The following is a 26204-nucleotide window of genomic DNA, read 5'->3' as shown; positions in this document are numbered from 1 at the left end:
AAGTAAAGAGCCAATGCAGCAAAAGAGTAGAGCCTTCCTTAAATGGGCTGGCGGAAAATACAGTCTAGTTGAAGATATTAACGCGCGACTAAAGCAAGCTAGCCAGCAGGCTGATACTTTGGTTGAACCTTTTGTTGGTGCCGGCTCAGTGTTTTTAAATAGCGATTTTAAACACTACATTCTTAATGATATTAATGCCGATTTAATTAATTTATACAAAGAACTTAAAAACTCGCCCGATGAGTTTATAAGTGATGCTAAAAAGCTGTTTGTGGATTTAAATAATCATCCCGATGCTTACTACGAATACCGCGTGCAATTTAATCAAAGTAGCGATATATACGAACGCGCAATGCTGTTTTTATATATGAATAGACACGGTTATAACGGGCTTTGTAGGTATAACTTAAAGGGTATTTTTAATGTACCTTTTGGTAAATACAAAAAGCCTTATTTTCCCGAAAAAGAAATGTACTTTTTTGCTAAAAAAGCGCAACAGGCTACGTTTACCTGCCTTGATTACGATGATATTTTTAAACTAGTACCTAAAAATGCAGTTATTTATTGTGATCCACCGTATGTGCCTTTAAGTAAAACAGCCTCGTTTACCTCGTATGCGAAGGGCGGTTTTAATTTAGATGATCAAGCAAATCTAGCAAATTTAGCCGAGCAAGCGGCGTTTGAAAACGATACTCCAGTGCTTATCTCTAACCATGATACGGTATGGACGCGTAAAATTTATAGCCAAGCCACATTAGATCAAATTCAGGTAAAGCGTACTATTAGCCCAAAAGGCGGATCGCGTAATAAAGTGAGCGAGCTAATGGCTATGTACTTAGCACCGAAACAACAATCGCGTAAATCGAAATAATAAAAACAATAAAAAGCAAAATAGCTATTATGATAATGCTAACTGGCGAGTGGTGTTTAAAGTCTGCGTGGCGTTTATGGTTAGATTGCACCCCAAAAAATGCAGCAAGTACACTTTGTAAGGCGCTAAAAAACTGTCGCATATTTAAAATGATGGTTTTAAAGAGGGAAGCTTTTTAGAATCACCAGAGCTTGTAAGCAACTCTAATAAATCTAAATAATGAAACTGTGCACTGCGGCTGTCGCCTGTTATCCATGAAGACCAAGACGACTCATCTGTTACTTTAAGGCAAGCACTTACAGCTGTATCTGTAGTGGTTGTTTGTTTTTGCTGGCAATTGTTAATTGCTGTTAAATCTTGCTCAGAACTTGAGATAAAATTTAACGCTCCAACAAACAAAAGTGCTGACGCCATTAATATCCCCGTTTTAAAAGCACGCATGATTTAAACCTAATAATTTGATCCTTTTTTAAGCATAACAAAAATTGCTTAAATAACAAACTTAAATTTTATCATTAGCTTCTAAAGTCGAATGAAAATAAAGGCTTATCAATAATCTTTATTTTTATTAAGCCATTATATTTGTCGCGATTACTTGGGTAACATCATTAATTAAGTTACATTAACGCAATATATTATTCATTGCCGGATTAACTATGTTGAACCCAGAAAAAAAATACTTAATAGCCCCTTCTATTTTATCTGCTGATTTCGCTAAACTAGGTGAAGATGTTGATAGTGTACTTGCTGCGGGTGCCGATGTGGTTCACTTTGACGTGATGGATAATCACTATGTGCCTAACTTAACTATTGGCCCTATGGTGTGTAAAGCGCTCAGAAATTACGGCATTAAAGCGCCTATTGATGTGCATTTAATGGTTAAACCGGTTGATAGCCTTATTCCTCAGTTTGCCGAGGCCGGTGCTTCAATTATTACCTTTCATCCAGAAGCCAGTGAGCATATTGACCGCACATTACAATTAATAAAAGATCATGGCTGCCAAGCTGGTTTAGTGTTTAATCCAGGTACTAGCTTGAGCTTTCTTGATCATGTGATGGATAAAATTGATGTTATTTTAATTATGTCGGTTAATCCAGGGTTTGGTGGGCAAAGCTTTATTGCGCATACTTTAGAAAAACTACGCCAAGCAAAACAACGTATTGTAGAATCGGGTCGCAATATACGCTTAGAAGTTGATGGCGGAATAAAAGTCGATAACATTGCCGCTGCTGCAGAGGCAGGAGCTGATATGTTTGTAGCGGGATCAGCCATTTTTAACCAGCCAAATTACCAAGAAGTTATCGATCAAATGCGTGAGCAATTAGGAAGTGTTAAATAATGAAGTACGACCTAGCCCTGTTTGATTTAGATGGCACCTTAGTAGATAGTGTATACGATTTATACATAGCACTTAATCTTACTTTGAGCGACTTAGCATTTCCGATTGTTAGCCAGCGCTTAGTAGAAAGCTGGGTTGGTAATGGTATAGAAGTATTAGTAAAACGCGCACTGAGTGGCGAAATGCAAATAAGTGAGCATTTAGATAAAGTACTTAGCGATAAAGCATTTACATTATTTTACCAACATTATGAACAGCAAGTAGGTGAATATAGCGTACTTTACCAACATGTTGAAACTGGGCTTGCTGCCCTACGTGGTATGCCCAAGGCATTGATCACTAATAAAGATCGTTTATTTACCGAAAAATTACTGGATAAGTTAGCCTTAACGAGTCATTTTGAGCTAATAATTTGTGGTGATGACATGGCTAAAAAGCCATCAGCAGAGCCGTTGTTATTTGCCTGTAATAAACTAAATGTTGAGCCCAGTAAAGCGATTATGATTGGCGACTCTAAAAGCGATATACTAGCTGCCAATGCAGCTAAAATTGACGTTATTGCACTGAGCTATGGTTATAATCAAGGTGAAAACCTTAAGGACTATAATCCACAGTACCTATGCGATAACTTCTTAGATATAATACCTGTTCTTACACAGCGCTAAGTGCTGTTAATTAAGCAAAATAAAGGAAAATCATGAGTAAACCAGTAGTTTTAAGTGGCGTGCAGCCAACCGGTGGTATGACAATAGGCAACTATGTTGGCGCTATTAACCAGTGGCTAAAGTTACAGGAAGACTATGATAGCTACTTTATGCTTGCAGATCTTCACGCAGTAACTGTGCGTCAAGACCCTGAATTACTTCGCTCGCGAGTTTTAGATGGTGTAGCGCTTTATACTGCTTGTGGTATTAACCCAGAAAAAGCCGCGTTATTTGTGCAATCGCAAGTACCAGAGCATGCACAACTTGCTTGGGTATTAAACTGTTATGCACAAATGGGCGAACTTAATCGTATGACCCAGTTTAAAGATAAGTCGGCAACGCACGCGCACAATATTAACGTGGGCTTATTTGCTTACCCAGTATTACAAGCGGCCGATATTTTATTATACCAAGCAGAGCAAGTGCCGGTAGGGGAAGATCAAAAGCAACATCTTGAACTAACCCGCGATATCGCAACACGTTTTAACAACCTGTATGGCGAGGTATTTAAAATACCTCAAGCGTATATTCCAGAGTTTGGTGCGCGAGTAATGAGTTTGCAAGATCCGCTGAAAAAAATGTCTAAGTCGGATGAAAATCTAAATGGTTTTATTATGATGTTAGATGAGCCAAAAAAGATTGAGAAAAAACTGAAAAAAGCAGTTACCGATTCAGACGAACAAGCGCGTATTTACTTTGACCGAGCTGAAAAGCCTGGAGTGTCAAACTTACTTACCTTGTTAAGTGTGGCAACTAAACGTTCAATTGAGGATTTAGTGCCAGAGTACGAAGACAAAATGTACGGCCATCTGAAAAAAGACACTGCAGATGCGGTAGTGGCAATGATTGAGCCAATTCAAGCGCGTTTTAAAGAGATCAGAGAAGATCAAACACTCCTTAATAACATTATGAAGCGTGGCGCAGAAAAAGCCAGCAGCCAAGCCGAAGGTACGTTAAAAGCTGTGTACGATGCACTCGGTTTTATTCCTCGCGGCTAAACCTTGCTAGTTAAAATGATCAATAAAAATGCCGCTTTATTTATAAAGCGGCATTTTTGTTTTATTAGTATATTTGGCGGTTAATAAAAGAAGTTAACCACCAAATACACAAAAAAATGAATAGCTACCCAGCTACTCAGCTAAGCTGCACTCGTTATTTAAGCAGTTCTTTTAAATAACGACCAGTATGCGAGCGCTCACACTCGGCTACTTGCTCAGGTGTACCTGCAATGAGTACTTCACCACCGCCAGCTCCGCCTTCAGGGCCTAAATCGATAACCCAATCTGCGGTTTTAATAACATCGAGGTTATGCTCAATAACAACAATAGTATTACCGTGATCGCGCAAGCGATGAAGTACAACAAGCAGCTGTTCAATATCGGCAAAGTGTAAGCCTGTTGTTGGTTCATCAAGTATGTATAGCGTTTTACCGGTATCGCGTTTTGACAGCTCGCGGGCTAATTTAACTCGCTGTGCTTCACCGCCCGAAAGCGTTGTAGCTGCTTGGCCTAAACGAATGTACGATAAACCTACGTCCATCAGGGTTTTAAGTTTGCGTGCAATGGCCGGTATTTTATCAAAGTAGTCGTGGGCATCTTCCACTGTCATGTCGAGTACTTGATGAATATTTTTACCCTTATACAGTACTTCAAGGGTTTCGCGATTATATCGTTTACCCTTACATACGTCGCACGGCACGTACACATCAGGTAAAAAGTGCATTTCTACCTTAATTACGCCATCGCCTTGGCAAGCTTCACAGCGTCCGCCTTTAACGTTAAAGCTAAAGCGACCTACTTTATAACCACGAGAGCGCGACTCTTGCGTACCGGCAAATAATTCACGAATACCAGTAAAAATACCAGTATAAGTAGCCGGGTTAGAGCGTGGTGTGCGGCCAATGGGGCTCTGATCAATGTCGATCACTTTATCAAAATGCTCAAGCCCTGTAATTGATTTATACGCAGCAGCTTCGGCAGTTGTTGCGCCATTTAATTCAGTATGCGCAAGCTTAAATAAGGTGTCGTTTATGAGCGTAGACTTGCCCGAGCCAGACACACCCGTTACACAGGTCATTAAGCCAAATGGAATTTTTAAATCAACATTTTTTAAGTTGTTACCAGTAGCGCCAAATAACTCCAGCCATTTATCGTTAGTGGGGTGGCGTAATTTAGGTATTTCTATTCTACGTACACCGGATAAAAACTGCCCAGTAACCGACTCTTTACAGGCTAAAATATCGTCGCGAGTACCTTGGGCAATTATATGCCCGCCATGCACACCAGCACCTGGGCCAATATCAATAATATGATCGGCTGCGCGAATGGCATCTTCGTCGTGCTCAACCACAATGACCGTGTTACCTAAATCGCGTAAATGCACCAATGTTTTTAATAATCGGTCGTTATCGCGCTGATGCAAACCAATTGATGGCTCATCCAGTACGTACATAACACCCACTAGGCCTGCGCCAATTTGGCTTGCAAGGCGAATACGTTGTGCTTCACCGCCCGAAAGCGTATCGGCACTTCTATCGAGTGAGAGGTAATTTAAACCCACGTTAATTAAAAACGATAAACGGTCGCGAATTTCTTTTAATATTTTTTCAGCTATTTGGCCTCTTTGTCCGGTTAGTTTTAACCCTTCAAAAAAGTCCATTGCTTCACCAATACTCATATGAGTAATAGTGGGTAAGTTAGTTTGGCCAATAAATACATGGCGCGACTCTTGGCGTAAACGCGAGCCATGACAGCTAGGGCAGGCCTGGCTGGTTTGATACTTTGCTAGTTCTTCACGTACCGAGTTTGATTCAGTTTCACGGTAGCGACGGTACATATTATTAAGTACCCCTTCAAACTCGTGATTACGGGTAATTAAATCGCCGCGGTCGTTACGGTAGCTAAAGGCTATTTTGGTAGTGTCTGAGCCTTCTAAAATAATTTTTTGCGAGGCTTTATCTAAATCCTGATATGGCACATCTAAATCAAAACTATAATGCTGCGCAACGGCTTGTAGCATTTGGTAATAATAAAAACTGCGTTTATCCCAGCCTTTAATTGCGCCACCGGCCAAGCTTAGTTCAGGGTTTTGTACTACGCGGTTTGGATCAAAATATTGGCGTACGCCTAGGCCGTCACAGCTTTGGCATGCTCCGGCTGGATTGTTAAACGAAAACAATCTTGGCTCTAACTCGGTCATGGCATAGCCACAAGTAGGGCAGGCAAAATTAGCCGAAAACAGCATTTCTTCTGCGCTGCTGTCATCCATATAAGCTATGTTAGCCACGCCACCCGACATTTCTAATGCAGCTTCAAATGACTCAGCTAAACGCTGTTGTTGGCCATCTTTTACTTTAAAGCGGTCTACAACTACTTCTATAGTATGTTTTTTATGTAGATCAAGTGGCGGTGGATCCGATAGGTCACATACTTCGCCATCAATACGGGCACGAATGTAGCCTTGGCTCGCCAATTGCTCAAGGAGCTTAACATGCTCACCTTTACGCTCTTTTATTACCGGTGCAAGCAACATGAGTTTACTGCCCTCAGGCAGAGCTAAAACAGTATCGACCATTTGGCTAATAGTTTGTGCGGCTAACGGTAGGTCGTGAGTTGGGCAACGCGGTTCGCCCACGCGGGCAAACATTAAACGTAAATAGTCATAAATTTCGGTAATCGTACCCACAGTCGAACGCGGGTTGTGCGATGTTGACTTTTGCTCAATAGAAATAGCCGGAGAAAGACCTTCAATATGATCTACATCGGGTTTTTCCATCAGTGATAAAAACTGCCTTGCATACGCAGAAAGTGATTCAACATAACGACGCTGCCCCTCTGCATACAAAGTATCAAATGCAAGCGAAGACTTACCCGAACCAGATAGGCCAGTAATAACAATTAACTTATCACGTGGGATGGTTAGGCTGATGTCTTTTAAATTGTGCGTGCGGGCGCCTCGGACTTCAATGTTTTCCATGCTATCTCGTCTATTACCAAAATTATTTGTCCAGTATCGCATAATACGTAACATTATTAATCTATGATCAATGAAAAATCCTTACTTATGACGATTAATTATTAGTAAGCTTATGGTAGAATCTCAGCCTAAATTTTCCACACAGTAAGATCACGCAAATAATGACCGCATCTTCACTTAATTCACGAGAAAAACGCGCTGCCATATCGCTAGCTAGTGTGTTTGCATTTAGAATGCTCGGCTTATTTATGCTGATGCCTGTATTAGCTATTTATGGCCAATCATTGGAGGGCTTTTCGCCTATCTGGATAGGCTTTGCTATTGGCGCGTATGGGTTAACCCAAGCGGTGTTGCAAATACCTATGGGCCGACTGTCTGATAAAATTGGCCGTAAAAAGGTTATTGTTGGCGGCTTACTAATGTTTGCGCTGGGTTCGGTAATAGCTGCATTAGCCGATTCAATTCAAATGGTTACAGTTGGGCGTGCGCTACAAGGCATGGGCGCTATAGCCAGTGCATTACTGGCATTTGCTTCCGATTTAAGCCGCGATGAACAACGCCCTAAAGTAATGGCCGTTATTGGTATGAGCATAGGCATGAGCTTTGCGTTTGCTATGTTACTTGGGCCAATCGTTGCTGCCTCGTGGGGTATTTCGGGGGTATTTTGGTTAACCGCAATATTAGCTATAATCGGCATATTTATAGTGACTATGCTAGTGCCTAATGCGGTTAATAAAGCCCCTAAAGGCGATACCCTCGCCAGCTTTAGCGATATTAAAAAATTAATTAAACACCCGCAGTTAGCGCGCTTAAATGCGGGCGTATTACTATTACATTTAACCCTCACTACTATTTTTGTAGTGTTACCGAGTCAGCTTATTAAAGATGGCTTAGTGGCCGATAATCACTGGCATTTATATATCCCAGTATTATTTTTAGCTTTTTTATTAATGGTGCCTATTATGATAATCGCCATTAAAAAAGAGAAAGAAAAGCAGGCATTTATTGGCTCCGTTATACTGTTAATGTTGAGCATGCTGGCTATGTCGGTATGGGTTAACAGTATTGTAGGTATTGCTGTTTGTATGCTGTTGTATTTTGTTGCATTTAACTTTTTAGAAGCCACCATGCCAGCGCTAGTATCACGTATTGCACCAGCAAGCCAAAAAGGTTCTGCCATGGGTGGGTATTCTACTAGCCAGTTTTTAGGTGCCTTTTTAGGCGGTATGCTTGGCGGTTATGTAGCACAAACCACAACAACGCAAGCGGTGTTTGCGGCAGCGGCACTTGTTGGGTTAATATGGCTTATTATTGCGTGGAAAATGCAAGTCCCACCCAAAAGTAAAGTTATTAGCTTAATGACCAAATTAGACTCAGAAGAGCAAGCACAGTCGCTTGCTTCTCTGTTAGTTGCTTTACCTGGCGTAATAGAAGCAACTGTAGTGCGCGACGAAAGCCGCAGCTACTTAAAGATTAATGATAAAGAATTTGACCTAGACCAAGCACGTAAAGTAGCTGGTTTAATCTAACGTTTATAGGAGATAGTTCCATGGCACGCGGTGTGAACAAAGTAATTTTGGTTGGTAATTTAGGACAAGATCCTGAAGTACGTTATATGCCTAATGGCAACGGTGTAGCAAATATCACCTTAGCAACTTCAGATAGCTACAAAGACAAAAACACTGGCCAAATGGTTGATAAAACTGAGTGGCACCGTGTGGTATTTTTTGGCAAGTTAGCAGAAATTGTTGGTGAATATTGCCGTAAAGGTTCACAAATTTATGTTGAAGGTAAACTTCAAACACGTAAATGGACTGACCCACAAGGCCAAGAAAAATACACGACTGAAATTGTAGTTGACGGTTTTACCGGCCAAATGCAAATGTTAGGGAGCCGTGGTGGCGACCAGCAAGGTGGGCAACAAAGTGGTGGTTACCAAGGTAATCAATCACAAGGCGGACAGCAAAGTGGTGGTTATCAAAATAACCAATCACAAGGCGGCCAACAAAGTGGTGGTTACCAAAGCAACCAGGGGCAAAATAACCAACAGCAAGGCGGTTATACTCCACAACAGCAGTCTGCACCAGCAGCACAGCCACAGTCGGCTCCTGCACCACAACAAAATAACCAATATCAGCAGCCACAAGGTGGTTTTGCACCACAGCAAAGCAGTGCACCACAACAGCAAGGTGGCTTTGCTCCTAAACCGCAAAATGCTCCACAAGGCGGCGCGTCTAACCCAATGGAACCAACCATTGATTTTGACGACGACATACCTTTTTGAGGAATACATAAATAGAATATAGAGTGTCAATTTAGGCATTTAATATTATCTAAACCCAGCGTAACTGCTGGGTTTTTTGTTTTTAAAATGAGGTTTTAAATAGAGTTCAGGGTAGATTAATATTATTAAAGCGATTGATATTGATAATAGTTTGCATTAACATGCACCTTCGGTTTTTATCTGAGAAATAGGCATGTCTCTTAAACGTTTAGCTTTAGTAATAATCTTTGCAGCATTAGCACTCACTGGTTGCGGCTCTGGTAGTGGAGCTAACTCAGCGCCTATTTTTTCACAAGCCAGTTACCAAATCCAACTAAACGAAGACAGTGTTGCAAGCTTAATAGTTGCCGCAACCGATGCAGAAAACGACCTTCTGACATTTTATTTAGCAAATGCTGCGGCTAACGGCGCAGTTGCTGTTAATGCTAATAGTGGTCATATTAGCTATACCCCCAAAGCCAATTTTAATGGCGAAGATAGCTTTCAGGTTGCAGTATCTGATGGTGGAAACCTAACTACTAGTCGTGTGCTGGTAGTTGTTACAGCAATTAATGATGCACCAGTTATTCATACCGATAAAGTGATTGTGAGCGGTGGTGAAATTAAGCGCGGCAAAGTTAATGTATCCGATGTAGATAACGACCCCCTCAGCTATAGTATTTCACGCCCAGCAGAGCATGGCACTTTGCTAATTAATGCTAGCAATGGCGAAATTAGTTACCAAGCTACACGCCTAGAAAATCAAGAGGATAGTTTTGAGCTAACGGTTGCAGATGGCAATGGCGCTGTGGTGAGTAAAAACTTAATTATAACCACTAATTTGTCGACTAATGCTGATCGCGCTTATTACTACTATGCCAGTGATGAATCGCATTTAAAGCAGGCGGAGTTACTTGCAAGCGAGTTACAAAATGATATTAATCTAAGCGCAATAAATGCATCGCTTGCAGTAGGTTATGCACAAGCTGGATTAAATAGTGAAGTTACACGTTTAACCTCGGTTGATAAAATAGCGCGTAATAATATACGCGCTATTGCCTTGTTAGAGGTAGCTACCTTATATAGTAAGCAAGGCAATAACGAGCAGGGTAATGAACTGCGTTTAACAGCAAAAAACCTTTATGCAGAGTACGTTGCAGCCAAAGGAATTAGTGCCTTTAATAGTGAGGATCAGCGTTTTTATAATGATTTAGCTTTGTCTTACTTACAAGCGGGTGAGTCTGAGTTGGCAAGTGTTAGTTTTAATATTCTCGATATTTTATTTAGCTCAGCGCTTGGAGAGGAGCAAACAACGCAAGCCTTGTTACTTTTTTTTGGTTATCGCGACCGAGTAGAAGATGTGGTTAATAATTGGCGTCAATCTCGAAACCAAGCCGACTACGATTATGCACTTAGTATGGCCGATAGGTTGTATCGTTATGCCAATATGATTGGCTACAGTTATGTAAAAAATAATAAAAATGGCAATCAAGGAAAACCCTATTTTAGCTCACGCCAAGCAGCGCTGAGTAATGTTATGGCAAACTACCTGGCGTTAAATGCAACACAAAAAGCCAAGTCAGTACTGGCCGATATATTTGCTTTATATGGGGTTGTTAATATAGACGCAGATTATCCGCGTACAGCTAATCAATATGCAAACGTAACCAGCATGGAATACCCGTATGGCTTAATTAACACCGCAGCATACTTTGTGCAGCTTTATCCGGCACTTGATGTTGAAAGCAAGTTTTTAAGCGCCTTTGAAAAAGACAGTAGTCATTACCAGTTAGCTAAAAATAAGGCAGCAGATGCACAACTGCTAGCACACGTACGTAATTCGGCCGATATAGATAGTAGCTTACAATTAATTTTAGCAACACGTGATGCTAATAATTTACGCCCACTGTTTACTCAGCTAGTTGCATTTAATGCGAGTAAACTAGGTGCCTCGGGAATTTATATTGAGTTAGGGAATTATGACGCGGCAGCTAAGTTTATTGCCACAGGCATTGAGTTACTTAGCTCTGAAGCATATTTAGCACAGAATATTAAAAACCACGTATTTGTTACTGGTGCTACAGGGTGTCAGCTTGCGTTAGAGCAACTACTCACCATTATAAATATTACACATGACGAAAAGTACCAAACTCAAGCGGCCAACACACTACAAACATGCCGCGAAATAGCATTAACAAAATACAGCCAAGTAGATGGTATTAACGTATTTAAAGAGGATGTTGTTGATGCCAATATCGATCTTATTCCTTATCACCAAGCTTTAGGTCAAACCGCCGAAGCCGCGCCATTAGTTAATAAAGTGCAGCAGTATATTGCAACTTACACTGAGCAAGCGCTAATACAAAAAATTACGGATATTGGTAAGTTGGGCAGTGCGCTTGGCTTAAATGGTCAGTTTGCTTTAGCAAACCAGTATTATGCGCAATATATACAGCTGGTAATACAGGGTGAAGAAAAGGTCGCTCTCGCTGAGCGTTTTGCTCTTAGTGAGAAATTTTTTGATGGCTCTAGCAAATCAAAAATTAACTTTAAGCAGTACTTAAATCAGCTGTTGTATGTAGCGGGCACAAAAGCAGAATATGCCTCATTAATTACTGCAGCTAAAAGTATGTGGGCAGAGCTTATTGATTGGAATTTGGCGCGCTTAGAAAATGCTTCATTGCAGTTACAAGTGCGTTATTTGCCTGTATTTGCAGATCAATACGCCCAGCTTACTATGTTTAAAAGTGCTTATAAATTAACAGAAAAAGAAGTTTTAGGTGTAGTAGAAAAAGACGCTATAGCAACAAATGTTATAGGCCGTTTGAGCCGTTTTGACGCCTTTATAGGCTCAGAGGTTGCCAGTGTTGACACTGATAACGATGGCAAGGCGAACTTTTTTACCGCCCATGCAAGCGCACAAATGATTGCTAATTCAGGGATAGAATTAGACTTAGATAGCGACAACGACGGTGTCAACGATGACAGTGATGCGTTTCCATTAAATCCGAATCGACATTAAATGCAATATTTAACATTTATAGCGCTAGCTTGTACTTCGCTCACGCATGTTGCAGCTGCAGCGCAAAGCACAGTGCTAGATGAAGCAAGTGCAGCAGAGAAAACACCGGCTAAAGTAATTGCTACAAGTCACTATCAACAATGTAAAAAAAATACTGATACTTGCAGCGAAAATATCGAAATTATAGAGGTAACAGGGCAGCGACCAAACCCTATTTCGGTAAGTAGCCAAGGGGTGTATACCCTTGACAGAAAAATGCTGCGAGACTATCGCTTTGGTAATGGTAACTTAAACGATGTTTTAGGGGTTTTACCTGGTGTGCAGTATGGTGAAACTGCTTATGCTGCGGATCAGGTTAGTAATATTAAGCCATCGGAAGTGTCGCTTGCAGGTGCACAAGGTAATGCTACAGGGTATTTAATTGATGGATTATCTAATAACTCAAACCTTAATAATGACAGCGCCAATTTTGACAAAAACTTAGCGCAAGATGTAAGTGGTCACACTCAAGCTGTTTTTTTAAATTTAGATTTAATTGACCATTTAGAAGTATACGACAGTAACATACCGGCAAAATACGGTAATTTTACTGGTGGACTAGTTAAAGCCGAAACCCGAAAAGCGGGCGATAAACTGCAATTTGGCATTAATTATCGGCAAACGAGTGACGATTGGGTTGAGTATCATAAGCTTTATGCCCCCGACTTTAGTGGCGATAACGAACTTAACAGTGCTATTTTTAATAAGCGTGATTTAAGTACCTACATTGCTACCCCACTAACCGATAAGCTGGGGTTTATTGGCCAATTTCAATATACGCAATCACAAGAGAGCCTACAGCAATTAGGGCAAACACGACTACAGCAGCAAACCAATTATAACGGTTTAGTAAAACTAGATTATGCAGCAACCGCTAACGATGACTTTTCATTTAGCTTTTTATTTGCTCCTTATAAAGGTGATTACTTTGATGTAAATGCTAAAAACAGTGATTACAACATTGAAGGGGGAGGCAATAACGCATCACTTACTTGGCAAGCAGATAGGAGTTGGGCTTATATTAAAACCCAGCTTGGTTATAGCGATAGTCGCAACAGTAAAAACACCAGTTCGATACGTTATGCTTGGCTAAATATACCGGGTACAGATTGGGGTAATATTGATGGCTCTATTACCAGTTTAGAAGGCGGCTTTGGCGATATAGAAAAGCGACAACAAACGGTCAGTTTAAAACAAGATTTCGAGCTTGCCAGTAAGACATGGCTGGGCGCTTATAGTAATTTATCGTTTGGTTATGAGTTAGCTCAGCAAAACTCAGTATTTGACCGCCTAGAAGATGCAATTGTATATAATGGCGCTATTGTGTCGCCGCAAATAGATTGTGCAGGTTATACACTTGACTGTATTGAAACGCGTTTATATCAATCAGTGGCAGATATAGAAGCAAAACTTGGACACGCACTTGATTTATCAAATCCCGATGACTTTTTAATTTATCAAAATAACTTCGCTACAACAGGGCAGTATTTTCAATATCGCCAAATTACACCTAAATCAACAGCTAGTGTAAAGCTTAATCAATTGTCGGCTTATGTAGAAAATGAATTTGAATGGCAAAATTACAGTTTAAATTTAGGAGTGCGTTACGATTATAACGATTTTCTTAAAAACCATAATTTTGCCCCACGACTACGTGGCAGCGTATCGGTATTTAATGATCAAGGTAAAATAGTGCTCGGTGCTAATCGGTATTATGCAGACGACTCAATTAGTTATAAGCTAAACCAAGCCATGCAGCCTAGCTATACCGAAGTGCGGGCTATTTATCAGCAACAGCCACAGCAATGGCAAGCGTAGTTAAGCAACCGCGGCTATCGTTATGTTTACTCTGATTTAAAAACGCCGTTTAGTGATGAGCTGTCGGCTGCTTATCGTCATCAATTACTAGGCGGAACGATGGAGTTAAAATGGCTGTATCGAGAGCAGCAAGATGCGGTTAACCGTGTAAAAGGCACTAACGATGTAGGCGAAGCCACTTTATTTGGTGCTAACTCGGGCAGTAGCCGGTATCAGCGTTATACCTTGTCTTGGATGGCAACTTACAATAATCAACATGTTGAATTTAATGTATCGCATGCAACTAATACCACCAGTCGCGAGCAATTTGATGGTGAACCGCGCTCTTTTAATGGCGATGGGGACGCTTTTTTAGATTTTTCGTATGATGATAATGAGTTGGTTTTTTTACGTTCTGATCATTACGATATTGCCGGAAGTACTAATAAAGCTAATTATTATTTAGTAACTCGACATGATATGGAGTTAGAAAAACAAGACTTTAACCGCCCTGTTATTGCCAATTTAAGTTGGGGTGGGCAGTGGGATAATTGGACGCTATCGGCCTACGCGCGTTACAACGGTGGGCAAGATGCCATTTACGCCACGAGCAAAACGCAATCAATTAAAGAAGCCAGTAATATTTGTGATGGATGTGCGCCAAATCGCCGTGAGTACCCTGTGTACCGTATTGAAAAACGCCCTGCATTTTGGCTGTTAAATACCAGTGTTAAATACACTGTGGCGGTAGCTAATAACTACCAAATAACTTTGAGCTTTGAGGCGGAAAACATCTTAAATAAACGTACCTATCAAATTAGCCCGTATAATACAGGCATTGAGTTAGGACGTCGGTTTTGGCTAGGGGCCAATATTAATTACTAAAACTTACTGAGTTATTCGCATTTATAATCAGGTGCTTACTATATAATAATCACTACGGTATTTAATTTAAAGCCGCGTTTATAACTCAACCTAAATACACTTTTATACTTAATATGATAAAAATTATGCGCCTACTATTTATTTTTACCTTATATTTTGTTTTCTCTGGCTGCAATTTAGTCAGCGCACAAGCTATCGATTTTACTCAGTTACGTGAGCAATATTTAAAGCCGCAAGCTCAGTGGCCTAAACCCAATTTAGATGCAGATATTACCCATGCTGAAATTACACTTTTACCAGAGGTAACATTTCCTAAAAACAATCCATTTAGTGCCGCAAAAATGCGTTTAGGCGAGCAGTTGTTTAACGACCCTAAACTATCTCGCTCTGGGCAAGTGGCTTGTGCGAGTTGTCACGATCGAGATTTAGGCTGGGCAGATGGCCGCAAACTTTCTTTTGGACATGATAGGTTAAATGGTAAGCGTAACGCACCAAGTATAGAAAATGCAGCATTTTGGCAGTCTTTATTTTGGGATGGACGCGCGCAAACTTTAGAGCAGCAGTCGTTAATGCCCGTTGAAGATCCCGTTGAAATGAACTTTACTATTGCAGAGCTAGAAGCGCGGATCAATCAAGATCAAGCTTATCAAAAAAAGTTTAACCAGGTATTTGGGCAAAGCGAAATAACCGCTACACGCATTGCCCAAGCTCTTGCTACCTACCAACGCACTATAGTGTCGCGCAATTCGGCCTTTGATTACTTTGTAAAGGCTGGTGAAACTCAAGATAAAAAATTAAAGCAACAGCTACAACAAAAACTCAGTGATCAAGCGTTGTGGGGGCTGCACTTATTTAGAACTAAAGCACGGTGTATTAATTGCCATTCTGGAGCGCTTTTTTCAGACAATAAATTTCATAATTTGGGGTTAACTTACTATAAACGAAAGCGTGAAGATCTTGGTCGTTATAATGTGACCAAAAACCCTGACGATATAGGCAAATTTAAAACTCCCAGCTTAAGAAATGTGATGAATAGTAAGCCGTGGATGCATAATGGTGTGTTTCCTTCTATTGCGGGTGTTTTAAATATTTATAATGCTGGTGGCTTTGTTTTTAATAAAGATCCTAACGATCCTTTGTCACCACAAACATCTAAAATACTGCTGCCTTTATCGTTAACGAGCAAAGAAAAAAAAGCTCTTGAGGCATTTTTACACTCTATTACTAGCGCTCCGGCTGCGGGTCCGCACAAAACGTTTATAGTACAAGAGCTAAATGAGGTATAACGTTTTAAGTTATTTAGAGAAGTTTATAAACATTATTTCTTAGCTATAAATGCAATACTAAACTTTTACTATTACCTTGTGCTTCTTGGGATCTTAGACAACACTTTAGCTAGTAATTTAACTAGCGAGTGCATTATGCAAAAGGGTAAGCTTAAGTTTATTAACCGCTTTAAGGCTCATCTTGTTGTGTTGCTAAATTTAATTATATTAGCGGCAACTCGCTGGGTTGCTCATTTAGCAACCCGAGTAGCGTCATTGAAATCAAGGTTTAATGTAAAGCATAAAGTAGAGGCAGAAACAGCGCCTACTAATACTTTAGGTAATGACCGCCTTTTAAGTGAGAGTAGTACGGCAGCAGCTTATAATATATTTGCCCTGATCGAGTGTCATTGTCATTTTGATCCCAGTACTGATCTAGAAGCTAGTTTTAAAATTCTACTTGCAAAAAACTTACCTGCGTTAAACTATATTTCAGTTAAATTATTAAGTGCGGGTAACTTAGCGGTAACCATAAAGCATATTCCAATCATTAAGTTAGAGCTGTACATTGAGTGCTTAAATTTTTGTGCACTAACAATATGTAAAAAGCATCAAAAACACTTAACGGCAAAAAATGTAAAAATAGGCCTGTGTAATTACAGAGCAAGTGCTAATCAAACACTGGTTTATCAACAAGCAAAATCTGCGTTAACTTTATCGCAGCAAAGCCCATTACAGCATTGTCATCGCTTGGGAATAAGCCATAGCCGAGTAAATATATTTTCGAATAACCAAATAATAAAAAGCATTAAAAAAAATAAGTTTGTAATTTATTTTCAGCCTTTATTTGAGCTCGATAGTGGGCGTATTTTGCAACATGAAGTGTTGATTAGAGTACGCGGTGGCGCTAATGAGTTACTGCTAGCTAATGCTGGCATTAATCAGCTAGATAATGATCAAGACGCATTTTTATTTGATCAAGCAATTATCATCAAAGTTAAAAAGCTATTACTAGCAGATACTTCAGCCGCAATTATTAGCATTAGCTTACATCCTAAAAATTGGTTTAACAAAGCGTTTTGGCAATGGCTAATAACGCAAGTAAGCGATTTTAAAATAGAGCATAAACTACAATTTGAAATAAATGCAGCAGACTTTTTTAAATATCAAATACGTTTACAAGGCGTATTAAAAATAATAACTAAGCTAAATTATCAGATTATTATTGATGGTATTAAAAGTAGCGACCATATTATTCAACTGGTTAATTATCCACAAGTTTTAGGAGTTAAATTAGCCTACGATTTAGTGCACTCAATAGAGGCAAGCACGCATCAACAAAGTTGTGTAAAAAACATTGTAAATGCGTGCCAGTTATTAAATATAGCGGTATTTGCTAGTGACGTAGAAACCAAACAAGAGCTACAAATGCTTACTATTTTAGGGGTAGATGCCGCGCAGGGGTTTTATTTTACGCAGTTGTTGCCTGATTTTACAAAAACCGTATTTCATTAATTTTAAATAAGTCCTCTGTATTTTAAACCATCTAATCCTTGTAACCCACCCGTATGAACCGCAATAATTTTACTGCCTGGCGCAAAGTAGTCCTGCGCAATTAATTGCCACAAAGCATGCATCATTTTACCAGTATAAATAGGCTCTAATGGCAGTTGGTGCTCAGTTTTCATGTATTGGCAAAACTGCCAAAGTTCGGCAGAAAACTTACCATAACCACCACCATGAAAATCACATAATAATTGCCAATTAGTTTGTGAAGCGGCTTTAGGGCTAAGCGCTTTAATTTCATCGCGTAAATAGTCAGCTTGTTTTAGTACCGCAATTCCCAGTACCGTTGTATTAACTGAACTGCCTTCAATAAGTCCCGCTAAGGTGCCACCGCTTCCTGTGGGGCAAACTAAGTAGTCGTGCTTAGGTAAGCTCAGGGCAAGCTCTTTACAACCCTCAAGCGCCAGTTTATTTGTCCCACCTTCAGGTAAAATATAGGCATTAGGGAAACGCGATTGCAACTGCGTTAAATAATCGCTTTGGCTACGTTGTTTGTACTCTATACGTGTGATTGGGTGTAGCTGCATACCACATTGCTGTGCGAACAAAAGTGTAGGATTGTTAGGGTCTAGTTCTGGGCCGCGAATAATCCCGTGCGTTTTTATATTAAAAAACTTGCCAGCCGCCGCACACGCATGAATATGATTAGAAAAAGCACCACCAAAAGTGAGTAATTCAGTTTTTTTAAGCGCCTGCATCTGGGCTAAATTGTATTTAAGCTTTCGCCATTTATTTCCACTTATGAGGGGGTGGAGTAGATCATCGCGCTTAACGCCTAAAAATATATTTTTGCGCTTTAATAAATCACTATCTATTTGTTGTATTTGATTGTTTTCATTTATTTTAAGTTTATTTAACATTATTTGTAATAATCACTTGGCAAAGTAATGAAAATGTACGGCAGTTAGTACATCGACTAATAATAATAGTAGCTATATGAAAAGAAAACTGTTTTCACTGTTTTCCTTGTTCAAGCGTAGTTTAGATAAAAATACAGTTGTAGGTGTAGCAACATATGCTAATACCGTTAATGCAGTCTGTTTAAAAAAACAGTATGGACACTGGAAAATACACAAATATCACAGTGTAGAGATCACTGAAAAACATGACTATACTGCTGCAATTACGCTATGTACGCAACAGGTTAGTAGTGATGTGTGCGCAGTGAACTTAGTTATTCCTCATTCTCTTTATCAAATTGTACAAATAGAAAAACCCGCACTAAGTGATGAAGAGATCATTCAATCGCTACCGTGGACAACGAAAGATCTAGTCGATATTGATCCTGAAAATATTGTTGCTGATTTTATTGATTATCCAATTACATTGCCGATGCAAAGTAAAAAAATGAACGTGTTTATTACCAGTAAGCTGCAGTTATTGCCGTTTATAGATAGTTTTAAGCAGGTAAAGCCTCTTTTACGCACTATGACATCAGAGGAAATGACTCTTGTAACTCTACTCGGCACGAGTAAAGACGCCCACATGCTCATTGTGCAGCATGCCAGCTTTGAGCCACGTATTTTAATTATTCGCGATGGGCAGCTATTACTTACTCGGCGTTTAAATGGCTTACTGGGTATGTCAGATAAAGATCAAAGCCAAGAGTTGGTAGAGGCATTTGGACTTGAAATTCAGCGTTCTATGGACTTTTTTGAGAGCCAGTTGAAGCAGCCACCTATTCGCAGTATTCAGCTACAGTGTGACGATTTGACGTCACTAACACTTAGAGCAGAGTTGGCTGAGTTTTTACAAGTTAAAGTGATTGATTTTAAACCAACCCTAGACCTAGCACAGCAATTAGAAACGCAATATTACTACGCATTGGGTGCGGCTTATCAATTAACTGAGCCGGAGTCTGTGATATGAAAACCCGGATTAACTTTTATCAAAAGTCCTTACGTGTAAGGCGTGATCCAGTATTACTGCAAAATATGCTAATACTGTGGGGTGGCGCGTTAATTATTATTGCTATTGTGTGGTCACTTTATGCCTACAAAGAACATGCAAACCATATACTTTTACAGCAAAGTAAAGTGCAGCTTAAGCAAGCTAAAACTCAGCTAGAAGTGGTAAAACAGCAACTTGCCGATAAACAAAATAAAACATTATTAATAAGTGAATTAAAAACACTACAGCAAGAAATACAGCATAAACAACAAGTGTTTAGCTACTTAGCGCAAACATCAGCACAATCTAAAACCGATTATGCCGAAGTAATGCGAGATTTAGCGCAATATCATGAATCGAATATTTGGCTTACCGAAATTCAGTTTATAGGCCAAAAAGTTACTTTACATGGGCAAACCTTACAGTCTAAGTATTTACCCATTTGGTTTAGTAATTTAAAGCAATCCACTTTTTTTGCTGATAAAGAGTTCTCAGTGCTGGAGCTAGCTACTGAAGATGGGGTTAGCGAGTTTAACGTTGCCACCGACCTGAGCGGTAAGGGAGTTAAGCCATGAGCCAAAATAAAGAGAGCAAAAAAACAAGTTGGCCTACTTGGGTTAAGTATCAAGCGCAGTTTGCGGCATTGCAAAAGCGTGAGAAGTACTTAACGCAGTTTGTTGGTTTGTTAATCATTATTTACTTAGGTGTGTTATTTTTTATTTTTCCACAGCAAGATGCAGTTAGTCGAATTGAGTCGCAGCAGCATTCAATATTGCAAGAGTTACAGCAAGCAAACGACCAACTTTCTATGTTAGAGCAGGCGCTTAGCCATAACTATACCCAAGTTTTACAACAGCAAATAGCGCAAGTAAAACAACGGCAGCAGCTCATTAATAAACAGCTTAATACCTTTAGCCAAGGGTTTATTGCTGCTAAAAAAGTGCCCGCGGTATTAAAAGACTTATTAATTAACAGCACCGAAGTGCAAGTTGTGAGTTTTAAAGTAAAGCCAGCTAAAGCAATTGATGTAGAAAAACTAGGGGAAAATGATACACAAACGCTATTTTTTGAACATCAAATGGTGCTTACCTTACACGGTAGTTACTTTAATTTAATGCAATATTTAGCTGCGTTAAAAAGTAATCAAAACAAATTATTAATTCAAGAGTTTAGCTATCAGGTACAGACGTATCCGCAAGCTGAGTTAACTTTGCAAATTGCTACGGTGAGCGCGAATGAAAAATTTATTGCGTTATAGTTTTTATATTTTAATGGTGTGCCTTGTCACACCTAGTGCTGCAGCGCAGCTACTGGATCCAACTAAGCCCGCAATGTTTATCAGTAATGGCGTAGTGGTTGCACAAAAAACGGAGTTTAAGCTGCAATCTATTATTAAAAATAGTACGGCATATAAAGCGATTATTTCAGGGCATCTATATAAAGCAGGCGATGCTATAGAGGGGTTTCGAGTGCTAAGTATCAACTCAAAACATGTTGTGTTAGCTAATGATGATAAGCAAATAAAATTAGAATTATATGACTATAAAATTAAAAAATAATTTATCTAGCCCATGGTTGGTGCTTTTATTATTACCGACGTTTTTAACTGCTTGCCATAGCTTTAAGCCGGGTAAAGAGCTTAAATCGCATATTGGACAAGAGTTTGCGGCCGATTCAGCTCAAGCTAAAACTATTGCGCCACTAGAGATGCCCAATGAATTAGCACAAAGCTTATTATCATCAATTAATAACGAGCAAAGTCTGAGTGATGACTTGGCTATAAAGCGTTTTGATGTGGCCGCTAATGACGTTGAGATGGGAGCATTTTTTGCAGGGCTAACCGACGGTACGCCTTTTAGCGTAGCAGTTCATCCTCAAGTAAGTGGCACTATTAGCCTTAATTTAAAAGGGGTTACATTTGATGAGGTGATTGCGGTTATTAAACGCATGTACCCGTTAGATATTGTAAACGAAGGGCGCATTGTGCAAGTGCTGCCCGCGATCATGCGCACCGAAACTATTCCTGTTAACTATTTAATGATGCAGCGCCATGGGCAGTCAACCGTGAGTGTCGTGGCCGGTGGTGTGAGCCAATTAGCACAAAATAGCGGTAGCTCCAGTGGTGGTTCAAGTAACAGTGGACAACAAAATAATGAGTTTGGTGGTGGCAGTCAAAATTTAGATTTAAACGGTTCACGTATTCAAACAATTAATAAAAATGATTTTTGGCAAGAGCTAGAAGTAGCGCTTAAGTCGCTCATTGGTGCTAACGATGGCCGCTATGTTATCACCAGTCCTCAAGCCAGTTTAGTTACCGTAAATGCTTTGCCAAGTGAAATTAGCCAGCTAAAAGAATTTTTACGCCAAAGCCAAGAAAACCTGCAACGCCAAGTAATTCTTGAGGCAAAAATTATAGAAATAACGCTAAAAGATGAGTACCAGCAAGGGGTTAACTGGGAGCGTATATCAAGCGGTTTAGGCAGCAGTATATCCTTTGCTACTACGGCAGGTAATTTTGGTAATAACCTTTCAGCATCGCTTGGCGGGGTATCGTCGTTAACCATTGAACGCGGCGATTTTAACGGCGTGATTAATTTATTGGAAACCCAAGGCGACGTACAAATGTTGTCAAATCCTAGGGTTACAGCCACTAATAATCAAAAAGCAGTGATAAAAGTAGGTCAGGACGAGTATTTTGTTACTAATGTGTCGAGCACCACAGTAACCGGAACCTCAACCACCACTTCGCCTGAAATTGACTTAACGCCATTTTTTTCGGGGATTGCTTTAGATGTTACGCCACAAATAGATAAGTATGGCTCGGTTATTTTGCATGTCCATCCGTCGGTAACCGAAACCCAAGAGCAGCTAAAGGTAATTACCTTAGATGACCAACGTTTTGAGTTGCCGCTTGCGCAAAGCAATATTAGAGAGTCAGACACTGTTATTCGCGCTCAAAGCGGTGAAATAGTGGTTATTGGTGGCTTAATGCAAACCTCAACGCAGGACGAAGAAACCAAAACACCTATTCTTGGCGATATTCCCATATTTGGTAATTTATTTAAAAACATACGTAAACGCCAAGAGAAAAAAGAACTTATTATTTTGATCCGCCCAACAGTGGTTATGCCCGACACTTGGAAAAAGCAGCAAGCCGAAAGCCGTCAGCTTTTAGACACTTGGTATAAGAACTAATTATGTATTTAAGCTTTTTTAACCTAAGTGAAATGCCTTTCACCTTAACCCCTAACACCGAGTTCTTTTGTGCGCTTGCGCCGCATCACGAGGCAATGCAAGTGCTTACAACTGCAATAGCAATGGGTGAGGGGTTTATTAAAGTGACCGGTGAGGTTGGTACAGGTAAAACCTTATTGTGTAGGAAGTTACTTAATCATATTGAGCATGACTACACAGTTGCTTATTTACCTAACTCATATTTAAGCCCAGAAGAGTTACGCTGGGCGCTGGCTATAGAGCTGGGAATGGACGTAGACAAAGCGTTAGATCAGCAAGCGCTAAGCCAGCTTATAAACCATCACTTATTGAGCTTACAAAGCGACAACAAGCGGGTGGTTTTACTAATAGACGAAGCGCAATGTTTGAGCTGGGAGACCTTAGAAGCGTTACGACTATTTACCAATTTAGAAACCGAAAGTGAAAAATTGATTCAGGTGGTGCTTTTTGGACAACCCGAGCTTGATGAAAAACTAGCCAATAATAAGGTAAGGCAATTACGCCAACGAATTAGCTTTTCGTATGCGTTAAGACCAATGACAGCAGCAGAGGTTATTTATTATATAAACCACCGGCTACAAGTGGCGGGTTTTAATCAGCCCCCTTTATTTAATAATCGGATGGGGTTAAAAATTGCACGTGCGAGTAGAGGCATTCCGCGTTTGGTTAATATTTTATGCCACAAAGCGTTATTGCAAGCTTATGGAGAGGGCTTAAATGCAATAACTACGCGCCATATTCAGCTGGCAATAAAAGATACCGAAGATTGTGCTAAATACAGAGTGGGTTATTACTGGAGCTATAGTGCTATTACGATAAGTGTTATCGCTATTGCTGCAATTTGGGTATGGAGGCAGTGGCTATGAGCGTTATTAATAATATGCTAAAAAATATTGAACAGCGCGAGGCCAAGCAAGTTACCCAGCAGCACGCGGTTGGTGTAAATGTTACCCCAGTGTACGACCTACAAAATTTAATATTTAAAGCGCTGGTGATTGCCACTGTAATAAGCATAGTTATTGCTGCTTATTTACTTTTACCGGCAGCGGCGAGCAATAAGCCAGCACAGGATGAATTATCGGTTACGCTAACCTCGGCATTACCACCAGAAGAAGTAAAAGCAGGGGCAACGGCTAAAAAAAGTGTAGCTAACACGATTATTGTGACTGACGAAATAGCGGGAAATAGTAATGTGCAGCCAGAAATTGCGACTGTTTTAAATACCCAACCTGGCGTTAAAGTAGCGAATGTTGTTGGTAAAGCAGCCCCGCAAAATATTGATGAGGCTGAGCAGTTATTAGTAAATAAATTAATAAATGATGCCGCCGCTGTTAATAACTCTCAGCCACAAGCGTTAAGTGAAAGTAAGGACGTAACTGCAGCTAATAAAAATTTACCTGCTGTGGCGGCTGTTGTGAGTAGTTTGCCAAATATTGAGCCAAGCCTTGAGCCAAACCTTAAAGTATCTAAAGCTAAGCCAGCTAACGTAATGATTAAAAGCTCATCTAAAACTAAATCTCAGCAAGTATTAATTGCTGAGCAATTGCTTGCGGCTAAGCAAGCAATACAGTTTGGTTTGTATAGTGAAGCAATAAGCGATCTGAATAATATTTTAGCGCAATCAAAGCAGCATATAGAAGCGAGAAACTTACTCGCGGCAACTTATTTTAAGCAGCAAGATATAAGCTCAGCGCAACAGGTTTTACAAGCGGGTATAAGTCAAAACCCTGATGTATTGCAATGGCGTATTATGCTTAGCAAAATTCTAATCATGCAGCAGCAGTACGACGATGTATTAAAACTACTCAGTGATGATTTTGAAACACAAGCAAACTTTGAATTTTGGGTGCTACAAGGTACGGCTGCACAAAGTGCCAACCAGCATAATAAAGCCCTTAATAGCTTTAAGCAGTTAACTAAATTACAGCCCAGTCAAGCTAAGTGGTGGCTAGCGTTAGCAACCTCTAAAGATGCATTAGGCGAGTACCCCGATGCTAAGCATTTATATAAAGTAGCACTTGATTTAGGGGGGTTAAATACAGCCATGACCCAGCATGCATTACAGCGTTTAGTAGCGCTGAAGGAGGCCGTATGAGACCTAGTTTAAAAATGCGTTTAGGGGATTTACTTGTTCATGAGCATATGATCACCGAAGCACAGTTAAGTGAAGCCTTAAATGTTCAAGCGGCTACGGGTCGTAAACTGGGCTCTACCCTAATCACACTTGAATTTATTAGTGAACCACAATTACTACGCTTTTTAGCGCAGCAGCTTAAAGTTCCTTTTTTAGATATTTCGCAGCGTAGAATATCACCGGATGTATCTAAGCTTTTATCAGAAGTGTACGCACGGCGCTACCGAGCGTTAGTTATTGAAGACAACGGCGACTCAGTTTTAGTTGGGATGAGCGATCCTGCTGACCTAAGAGGGTTAGATCAACTTGCTCCTATACTCGCCCCAAAGCGAATAGAATTAGCGGTTGTGCAAGAAAGCCAAATAATGGCGGCATTTGACAACGTATACCGTCGTACAGAAGAGATCACTAGTTTTGCAGAGCAATTACACGAAGAATACCAAGATGTAGAAGAATTCGATCTTAATTCACTCGGTGACGAAACATCCGATGCTACCGTGGTTAAGTTGCTGCAATCTATTTTTGAAGATGCGGTGCAAGTACGTGCCTCAGATATTCATATTGAGCCCGATGAAGGCTTATTACGTATTCGCCAGCGGGTTGATGGCGTACTGCAAGAGCATACCTTAAATCAGGTGAAAATAGCCTCAGCTTTAGTACTGCGTTTAAAGTTAATGTCGGGGTTAGATATTTCAGAAAAGCGCCTGCCACAAGACGGCCGCTTTAATATTAAAGTGCGTAGCCACAGTATAGATGTACGACTCTCGACCATGCCGATTCAACATGGCGAATCTGTAGTGATGCGCTTGCTCGATCAATCAGCCGGGTTATTATCGTTAGATGAAACCGGTATGCCGGCACATATTTTAAAACGGGTGCGCAGTATTATTAAACGCCCCCATGGTATGGTATTGGTAACAGGGCCAACTGGCTCGGGTAAAACCACCACTTTGTATGGAGCGTTAAGCGAGCTTAATCAACAAGAAAGTAAAATTATTACCGTAGAGGATCCGGTTGAATACCGAATTGGGCGTATAAACCAAGTACAGATAAATAATAAAATTGGCTTAAGTTTTGCGAGTATTTTACGTACCGCATTACGACAAGATCCCGACATTATTATGGTCGGCGAAATGCGTGACCAAGAAACCGTTGATATAGGCTTAAGAGCTGCATTAACCGGTCACTTAGTGTTATCTACCCAATAGCGCCAAGTGCT

22 protein-coding genes and 1 pseudogene are annotated in these 26204 nt (G+C 40.1%); 19 read left to right on the top strand and 4 right to left on the bottom strand.

Translation table 11 applies throughout. From position 1 onward, the window contains the following. Nucleotides 1-13: 13 nt before the first annotated feature. The gene (locus PNIG_RS15000) at nucleotides 14-871 is read left to right on the top strand and encodes a Dam family site-specific DNA-(adenine-N6)-methyltransferase (RefSeq protein ID WP_011329357.1); all 858 of its coding nucleotides are present in this window, start codon (nucleotides 14-16) and stop codon (nucleotides 869-871) included. Here PNIG_RS15000 and PNIG_RS14995 read toward each other — a convergent pair. Then, on the bottom strand, nucleotides 828-1013 hold the full coding sequence (locus PNIG_RS14995) for a DUF2970 domain-containing protein (RefSeq protein WP_058374262.1): 186 nt from the start codon (nucleotides 1011-1013) through the stop codon (nucleotides 828-830). The two genes, PNIG_RS15000 and PNIG_RS14995, sit on opposite strands and share 44 nt — an antisense overlap. Nucleotides 1014-1015: 2 nt before the next feature. Beyond that, on the bottom strand, nucleotides 1016-1312 hold the full coding sequence (locus PNIG_RS14990) for a hypothetical protein (protein WP_089368800.1): 297 nt from the start codon (nucleotides 1310-1312) through the stop codon (nucleotides 1016-1018). 215 nt (nucleotides 1313-1527) lie between these two features. Between PNIG_RS14990 and rpe the strand changes: the two genes are divergently transcribed. From rpe to trpS, 3 genes are read left to right on the top strand one after another with little or no spacing between them, the layout of a single operon-like run. After that, nucleotides 1528-2211 (top strand): ribulose-phosphate 3-epimerase, encoded by a 684-nt coding sequence (rpe, locus tag PNIG_RS14985; protein ID WP_089368799.1) that lies wholly within the window; start codon nucleotides 1528-1530, stop codon nucleotides 2209-2211. Continuing rightward, on the top strand, nucleotides 2211-2876 hold the full coding sequence (locus PNIG_RS14980; RefSeq protein ID WP_089368798.1) for a phosphoglycolate phosphatase: 666 nt from the start codon (nucleotides 2211-2213) through the stop codon (nucleotides 2874-2876). Before rpe ends, PNIG_RS14980 begins: the two co-directional genes overlap by 1 nt. A gap of 32 nt (nucleotides 2877-2908) precedes the next feature. Beyond that, nucleotides 2909-3913, top strand: coding sequence for a tryptophan--tRNA ligase (gene trpS, locus PNIG_RS14975; protein WP_011329353.1), 1005 nt, complete (start codon nucleotides 2909-2911; stop codon nucleotides 3911-3913). Nucleotides 3914-4067: 154 nt separating this feature from the next. Here the strand turns inward: trpS and uvrA are convergent, their stop codons facing one another. Then, on the bottom strand, nucleotides 4068-6890 hold the full coding sequence (gene uvrA, locus PNIG_RS14970) for an excinuclease ABC subunit UvrA (RefSeq protein ID WP_089368988.1): 2823 nt from the start codon (nucleotides 6888-6890) through the stop codon (nucleotides 4068-4070). A 161-nt stretch (nucleotides 6891-7051) separates the two neighbouring features. Between uvrA and PNIG_RS14965 the strand changes: the two genes are divergently transcribed. The 7 genes from PNIG_RS14965 to PNIG_RS14935 all read left to right on the top strand — a co-directional run bounded on the left by PNIG_RS14965 (nucleotide 7052) and on the right by PNIG_RS14935 (nucleotide 17676). Continuing rightward, on the top strand, nucleotides 7052-8419 hold the full coding sequence (locus PNIG_RS14965) for an MFS transporter (RefSeq protein WP_089368797.1): 1368 nt from the start codon (nucleotides 7052-7054) through the stop codon (nucleotides 8417-8419). Between the two features lie 20 nt (nucleotides 8420-8439). Then, nucleotides 8440-9174: a single-stranded DNA-binding protein gene (gene ssb, locus PNIG_RS14960; RefSeq protein WP_011329350.1), complete on the top strand. Its 735-nt coding sequence runs from the start codon at nucleotides 8440-8442 to the stop codon at nucleotides 9172-9174. Nucleotides 9175-9367: 193 nt separating this feature from the next. Then, on the top strand, nucleotides 9368-12175 hold the full coding sequence (locus tag PNIG_RS14955) for an Ig-like domain-containing protein (protein ID WP_089368796.1): 2808 nt from the start codon (nucleotides 9368-9370) through the stop codon (nucleotides 12173-12175). Beyond that, nucleotides 12176-14032, top strand: a complete 1857-nt coding sequence (locus PNIG_RS14950) for a TonB-dependent receptor plug domain-containing protein (protein ID WP_089368795.1) — start codon at nucleotides 12176-12178, stop codon at nucleotides 14030-14032. It begins immediately after the preceding gene. A gap of 99 nt (nucleotides 14033-14131) precedes the next feature. Next, on the top strand, nucleotides 14132-14896 hold the full coding sequence (locus tag PNIG_RS14945) for a hypothetical protein (RefSeq protein ID WP_089368794.1): 765 nt from the start codon (nucleotides 14132-14134) through the stop codon (nucleotides 14894-14896). A gap of 125 nt (nucleotides 14897-15021) precedes the next feature. Further along, nucleotides 15022-16182, top strand: coding sequence for a cytochrome-c peroxidase (locus PNIG_RS14940; RefSeq protein ID WP_089368987.1), 1161 nt, complete (start codon nucleotides 15022-15024; stop codon nucleotides 16180-16182). A 135-nt stretch (nucleotides 16183-16317) separates the two neighbouring features. Continuing rightward, nucleotides 16318-17676: an EAL domain-containing protein gene (locus PNIG_RS14935; protein ID WP_089368793.1), complete on the top strand. Its 1359-nt coding sequence runs from the start codon at nucleotides 16318-16320 to the stop codon at nucleotides 17674-17676. A gap of 2 nt (nucleotides 17677-17678) precedes the next feature. Here PNIG_RS14935 and PNIG_RS14930 read toward each other — a convergent pair whose 3' ends face one another. After that, a complete protein-coding gene (locus PNIG_RS14930; protein ID WP_011329345.1) occupies nucleotides 17679-18587 on the bottom strand; it encodes a 1-aminocyclopropane-1-carboxylate deaminase/D-cysteine desulfhydrase in 909 nt (302 codons plus the stop codon). Nucleotides 18588-18663: 76 nt separating this feature from the next. Between PNIG_RS14930 and PNIG_RS14925 the strand changes: the two genes are divergently transcribed. The 8 genes and pseudogenes from PNIG_RS14925 to PNIG_RS14890 all read left to right on the top strand — a co-directional run. After that, on the top strand, nucleotides 18664-19596 hold the full coding sequence (locus PNIG_RS14925) for a hypothetical protein (RefSeq protein WP_011329344.1): 933 nt from the start codon (nucleotides 18664-18666) through the stop codon (nucleotides 19594-19596). Then, nucleotides 19593-20192, top strand: coding sequence for a PilN domain-containing protein (locus tag PNIG_RS14920; RefSeq protein ID WP_011329343.1), 600 nt, complete (start codon nucleotides 19593-19595; stop codon nucleotides 20190-20192). The genes PNIG_RS14925 and PNIG_RS14920 overlap by 4 nt, the downstream gene beginning before the upstream one ends. Then, nucleotides 20189-20875 carry a magnesium transporter CorA family protein gene (locus PNIG_RS14915; protein ID WP_089368792.1) on the top strand — a complete coding sequence of 229 codons (687 nt, stop codon included), beginning with the start codon at nucleotides 20189-20191 and terminating at the stop codon, nucleotides 20873-20875. Before PNIG_RS14920 ends, PNIG_RS14915 begins: the two co-directional genes overlap by 4 nt. After that, entirely contained in the window at nucleotides 20853-21176 is a 324-nt protein-coding gene (locus PNIG_RS14910; RefSeq protein ID WP_041454587.1) for an agglutinin biogenesis protein MshK, read from the top strand. The genes PNIG_RS14915 and PNIG_RS14910 overlap by 23 nt, the downstream gene beginning before the upstream one ends. Continuing rightward, nucleotides 21154-22812, top strand: a complete 1659-nt coding sequence (gene mshL, locus PNIG_RS14905; protein ID WP_011329340.1) for a pilus (MSHA type) biogenesis protein MshL — start codon at nucleotides 21154-21156, stop codon at nucleotides 22810-22812. Before PNIG_RS14910 ends, mshL begins: the two co-directional genes overlap by 23 nt. A gap of 2 nt (nucleotides 22813-22814) precedes the next feature. Then, entirely contained in the window at nucleotides 22815-23717 is a 903-nt protein-coding gene (locus PNIG_RS14900) for an ExeA family protein (protein WP_011329339.1), read from the top strand. After that, complete coding sequence (locus tag PNIG_RS14895; RefSeq protein WP_089368791.1) at nucleotides 23714-24946, top strand: tetratricopeptide repeat protein; 1233 nt, start codon at nucleotides 23714-23716, stop codon at nucleotides 24944-24946. Before PNIG_RS14900 ends, PNIG_RS14895 begins: the two co-directional genes overlap by 4 nt. After that, nucleotides 24943-26187 (top strand): annotated as a pseudogene (locus tag PNIG_RS14890) (GspE/PulE family protein); the annotation flags it as partial. The gene PNIG_RS14895 and the pseudogene PNIG_RS14890, both read left to right, overlap by 4 nt. Nucleotides 26188-26204: the final 17 nt, after the last annotated feature.

This window comes from Pseudoalteromonas nigrifaciens, assembly GCF_002221505.1.
Lineage (GTDB): Bacteria > Pseudomonadota > Gammaproteobacteria > Enterobacterales > Alteromonadaceae > Pseudoalteromonas > Pseudoalteromonas nigrifaciens.
Note: the sequence above shows the minus strand (reverse complement) of the source record. Positions and strands in the feature narration are given on the sequence as shown.

What these genes read in the sequence shown, in the direction of transcription:
- rpe (WP_089368799.1), top strand. Translation starts at nt 1,528, where the DNA reads ATGTTGAACCCAGAAAAAAAATACTTAATAGCCCCTTCTATTTTATCT.
- PNIG_RS15000 (WP_011329357.1), top strand. Translation starts at nt 14, where the DNA reads ATGCAGCAAAAGAGTAGAGCCTTCCTTAAATGGGCTGGCGGAAAATAC.
- PNIG_RS14990 (WP_089368800.1), bottom strand. Translation starts at nt 1,312, where the DNA reads ATGCGTGCTTTTAAAACGGGGATATTAATGGCGTCAGCACTTTTGTTT.
- PNIG_RS14935 (WP_089368793.1), top strand. Translation starts at nt 16,318, where the DNA reads ATGCAAAAGGGTAAGCTTAAGTTTATTAACCGCTTTAAGGCTCATCTT.
- uvrA (WP_089368988.1), bottom strand. Translation starts at nt 6,890, where the DNA reads ATGGAAAACATTGAAGTCCGAGGCGCCCGCACGCACAATTTAAAAGAC.
- PNIG_RS14950 (WP_089368795.1), top strand. Translation starts at nt 12,176, where the DNA reads ATGCAATATTTAACATTTATAGCGCTAGCTTGTACTTCGCTCACGCAT.
- PNIG_RS14980 (WP_089368798.1), top strand. Translation starts at nt 2,211, where the DNA reads ATGAAGTACGACCTAGCCCTGTTTGATTTAGATGGCACCTTAGTAGAT.
- PNIG_RS14910 (WP_041454587.1), top strand. Translation starts at nt 20,853, where the DNA reads ATGAAAAATTTATTGCGTTATAGTTTTTATATTTTAATGGTGTGCCTT.
- PNIG_RS14930 (WP_011329345.1), bottom strand. Translation starts at nt 18,587, where the DNA reads ATGTTAAATAAACTTAAAATAAATGAAAACAATCAAATACAACAAATA.
- PNIG_RS14940 (WP_089368987.1), top strand. Translation starts at nt 15,022, where the DNA reads ATGCGCCTACTATTTATTTTTACCTTATATTTTGTTTTCTCTGGCTGC.
- mshL (WP_011329340.1), top strand. Translation starts at nt 21,154, where the DNA reads ATGACTATAAAATTAAAAAATAATTTATCTAGCCCATGGTTGGTGCTT.
- PNIG_RS14915 (WP_089368792.1), top strand. Translation starts at nt 20,189, where the DNA reads ATGAGCCAAAATAAAGAGAGCAAAAAAACAAGTTGGCCTACTTGGGTT.
- PNIG_RS14925 (WP_011329344.1), top strand. Translation starts at nt 18,664, where the DNA reads ATGAAAAGAAAACTGTTTTCACTGTTTTCCTTGTTCAAGCGTAGTTTA.
- PNIG_RS14945 (WP_089368794.1), top strand. Translation starts at nt 14,132, where the DNA reads ATGGAGTTAAAATGGCTGTATCGAGAGCAGCAAGATGCGGTTAACCGT.
- PNIG_RS14995 (WP_058374262.1), bottom strand. Translation starts at nt 1,013, where the DNA reads ATGCGACAGTTTTTTAGCGCCTTACAAAGTGTACTTGCTGCATTTTTT.
- PNIG_RS14895 (WP_089368791.1), top strand. Translation starts at nt 23,714, where the DNA reads ATGAGCGTTATTAATAATATGCTAAAAAATATTGAACAGCGCGAGGCC.
- PNIG_RS14900 (WP_011329339.1), top strand. Translation starts at nt 22,815, where the DNA reads ATGTATTTAAGCTTTTTTAACCTAAGTGAAATGCCTTTCACCTTAACC.
- PNIG_RS14920 (WP_011329343.1), top strand. Translation starts at nt 19,593, where the DNA reads ATGAAAACCCGGATTAACTTTTATCAAAAGTCCTTACGTGTAAGGCGT.
- ssb (WP_011329350.1), top strand. Translation starts at nt 8,440, where the DNA reads ATGGCACGCGGTGTGAACAAAGTAATTTTGGTTGGTAATTTAGGACAA.
- trpS (WP_011329353.1), top strand. Translation starts at nt 2,909, where the DNA reads ATGAGTAAACCAGTAGTTTTAAGTGGCGTGCAGCCAACCGGTGGTATG.
- PNIG_RS14955 (WP_089368796.1), top strand. Translation starts at nt 9,368, where the DNA reads ATGTCTCTTAAACGTTTAGCTTTAGTAATAATCTTTGCAGCATTAGCA.
- PNIG_RS14965 (WP_089368797.1), top strand. Translation starts at nt 7,052, where the DNA reads ATGACCGCATCTTCACTTAATTCACGAGAAAAACGCGCTGCCATATCG.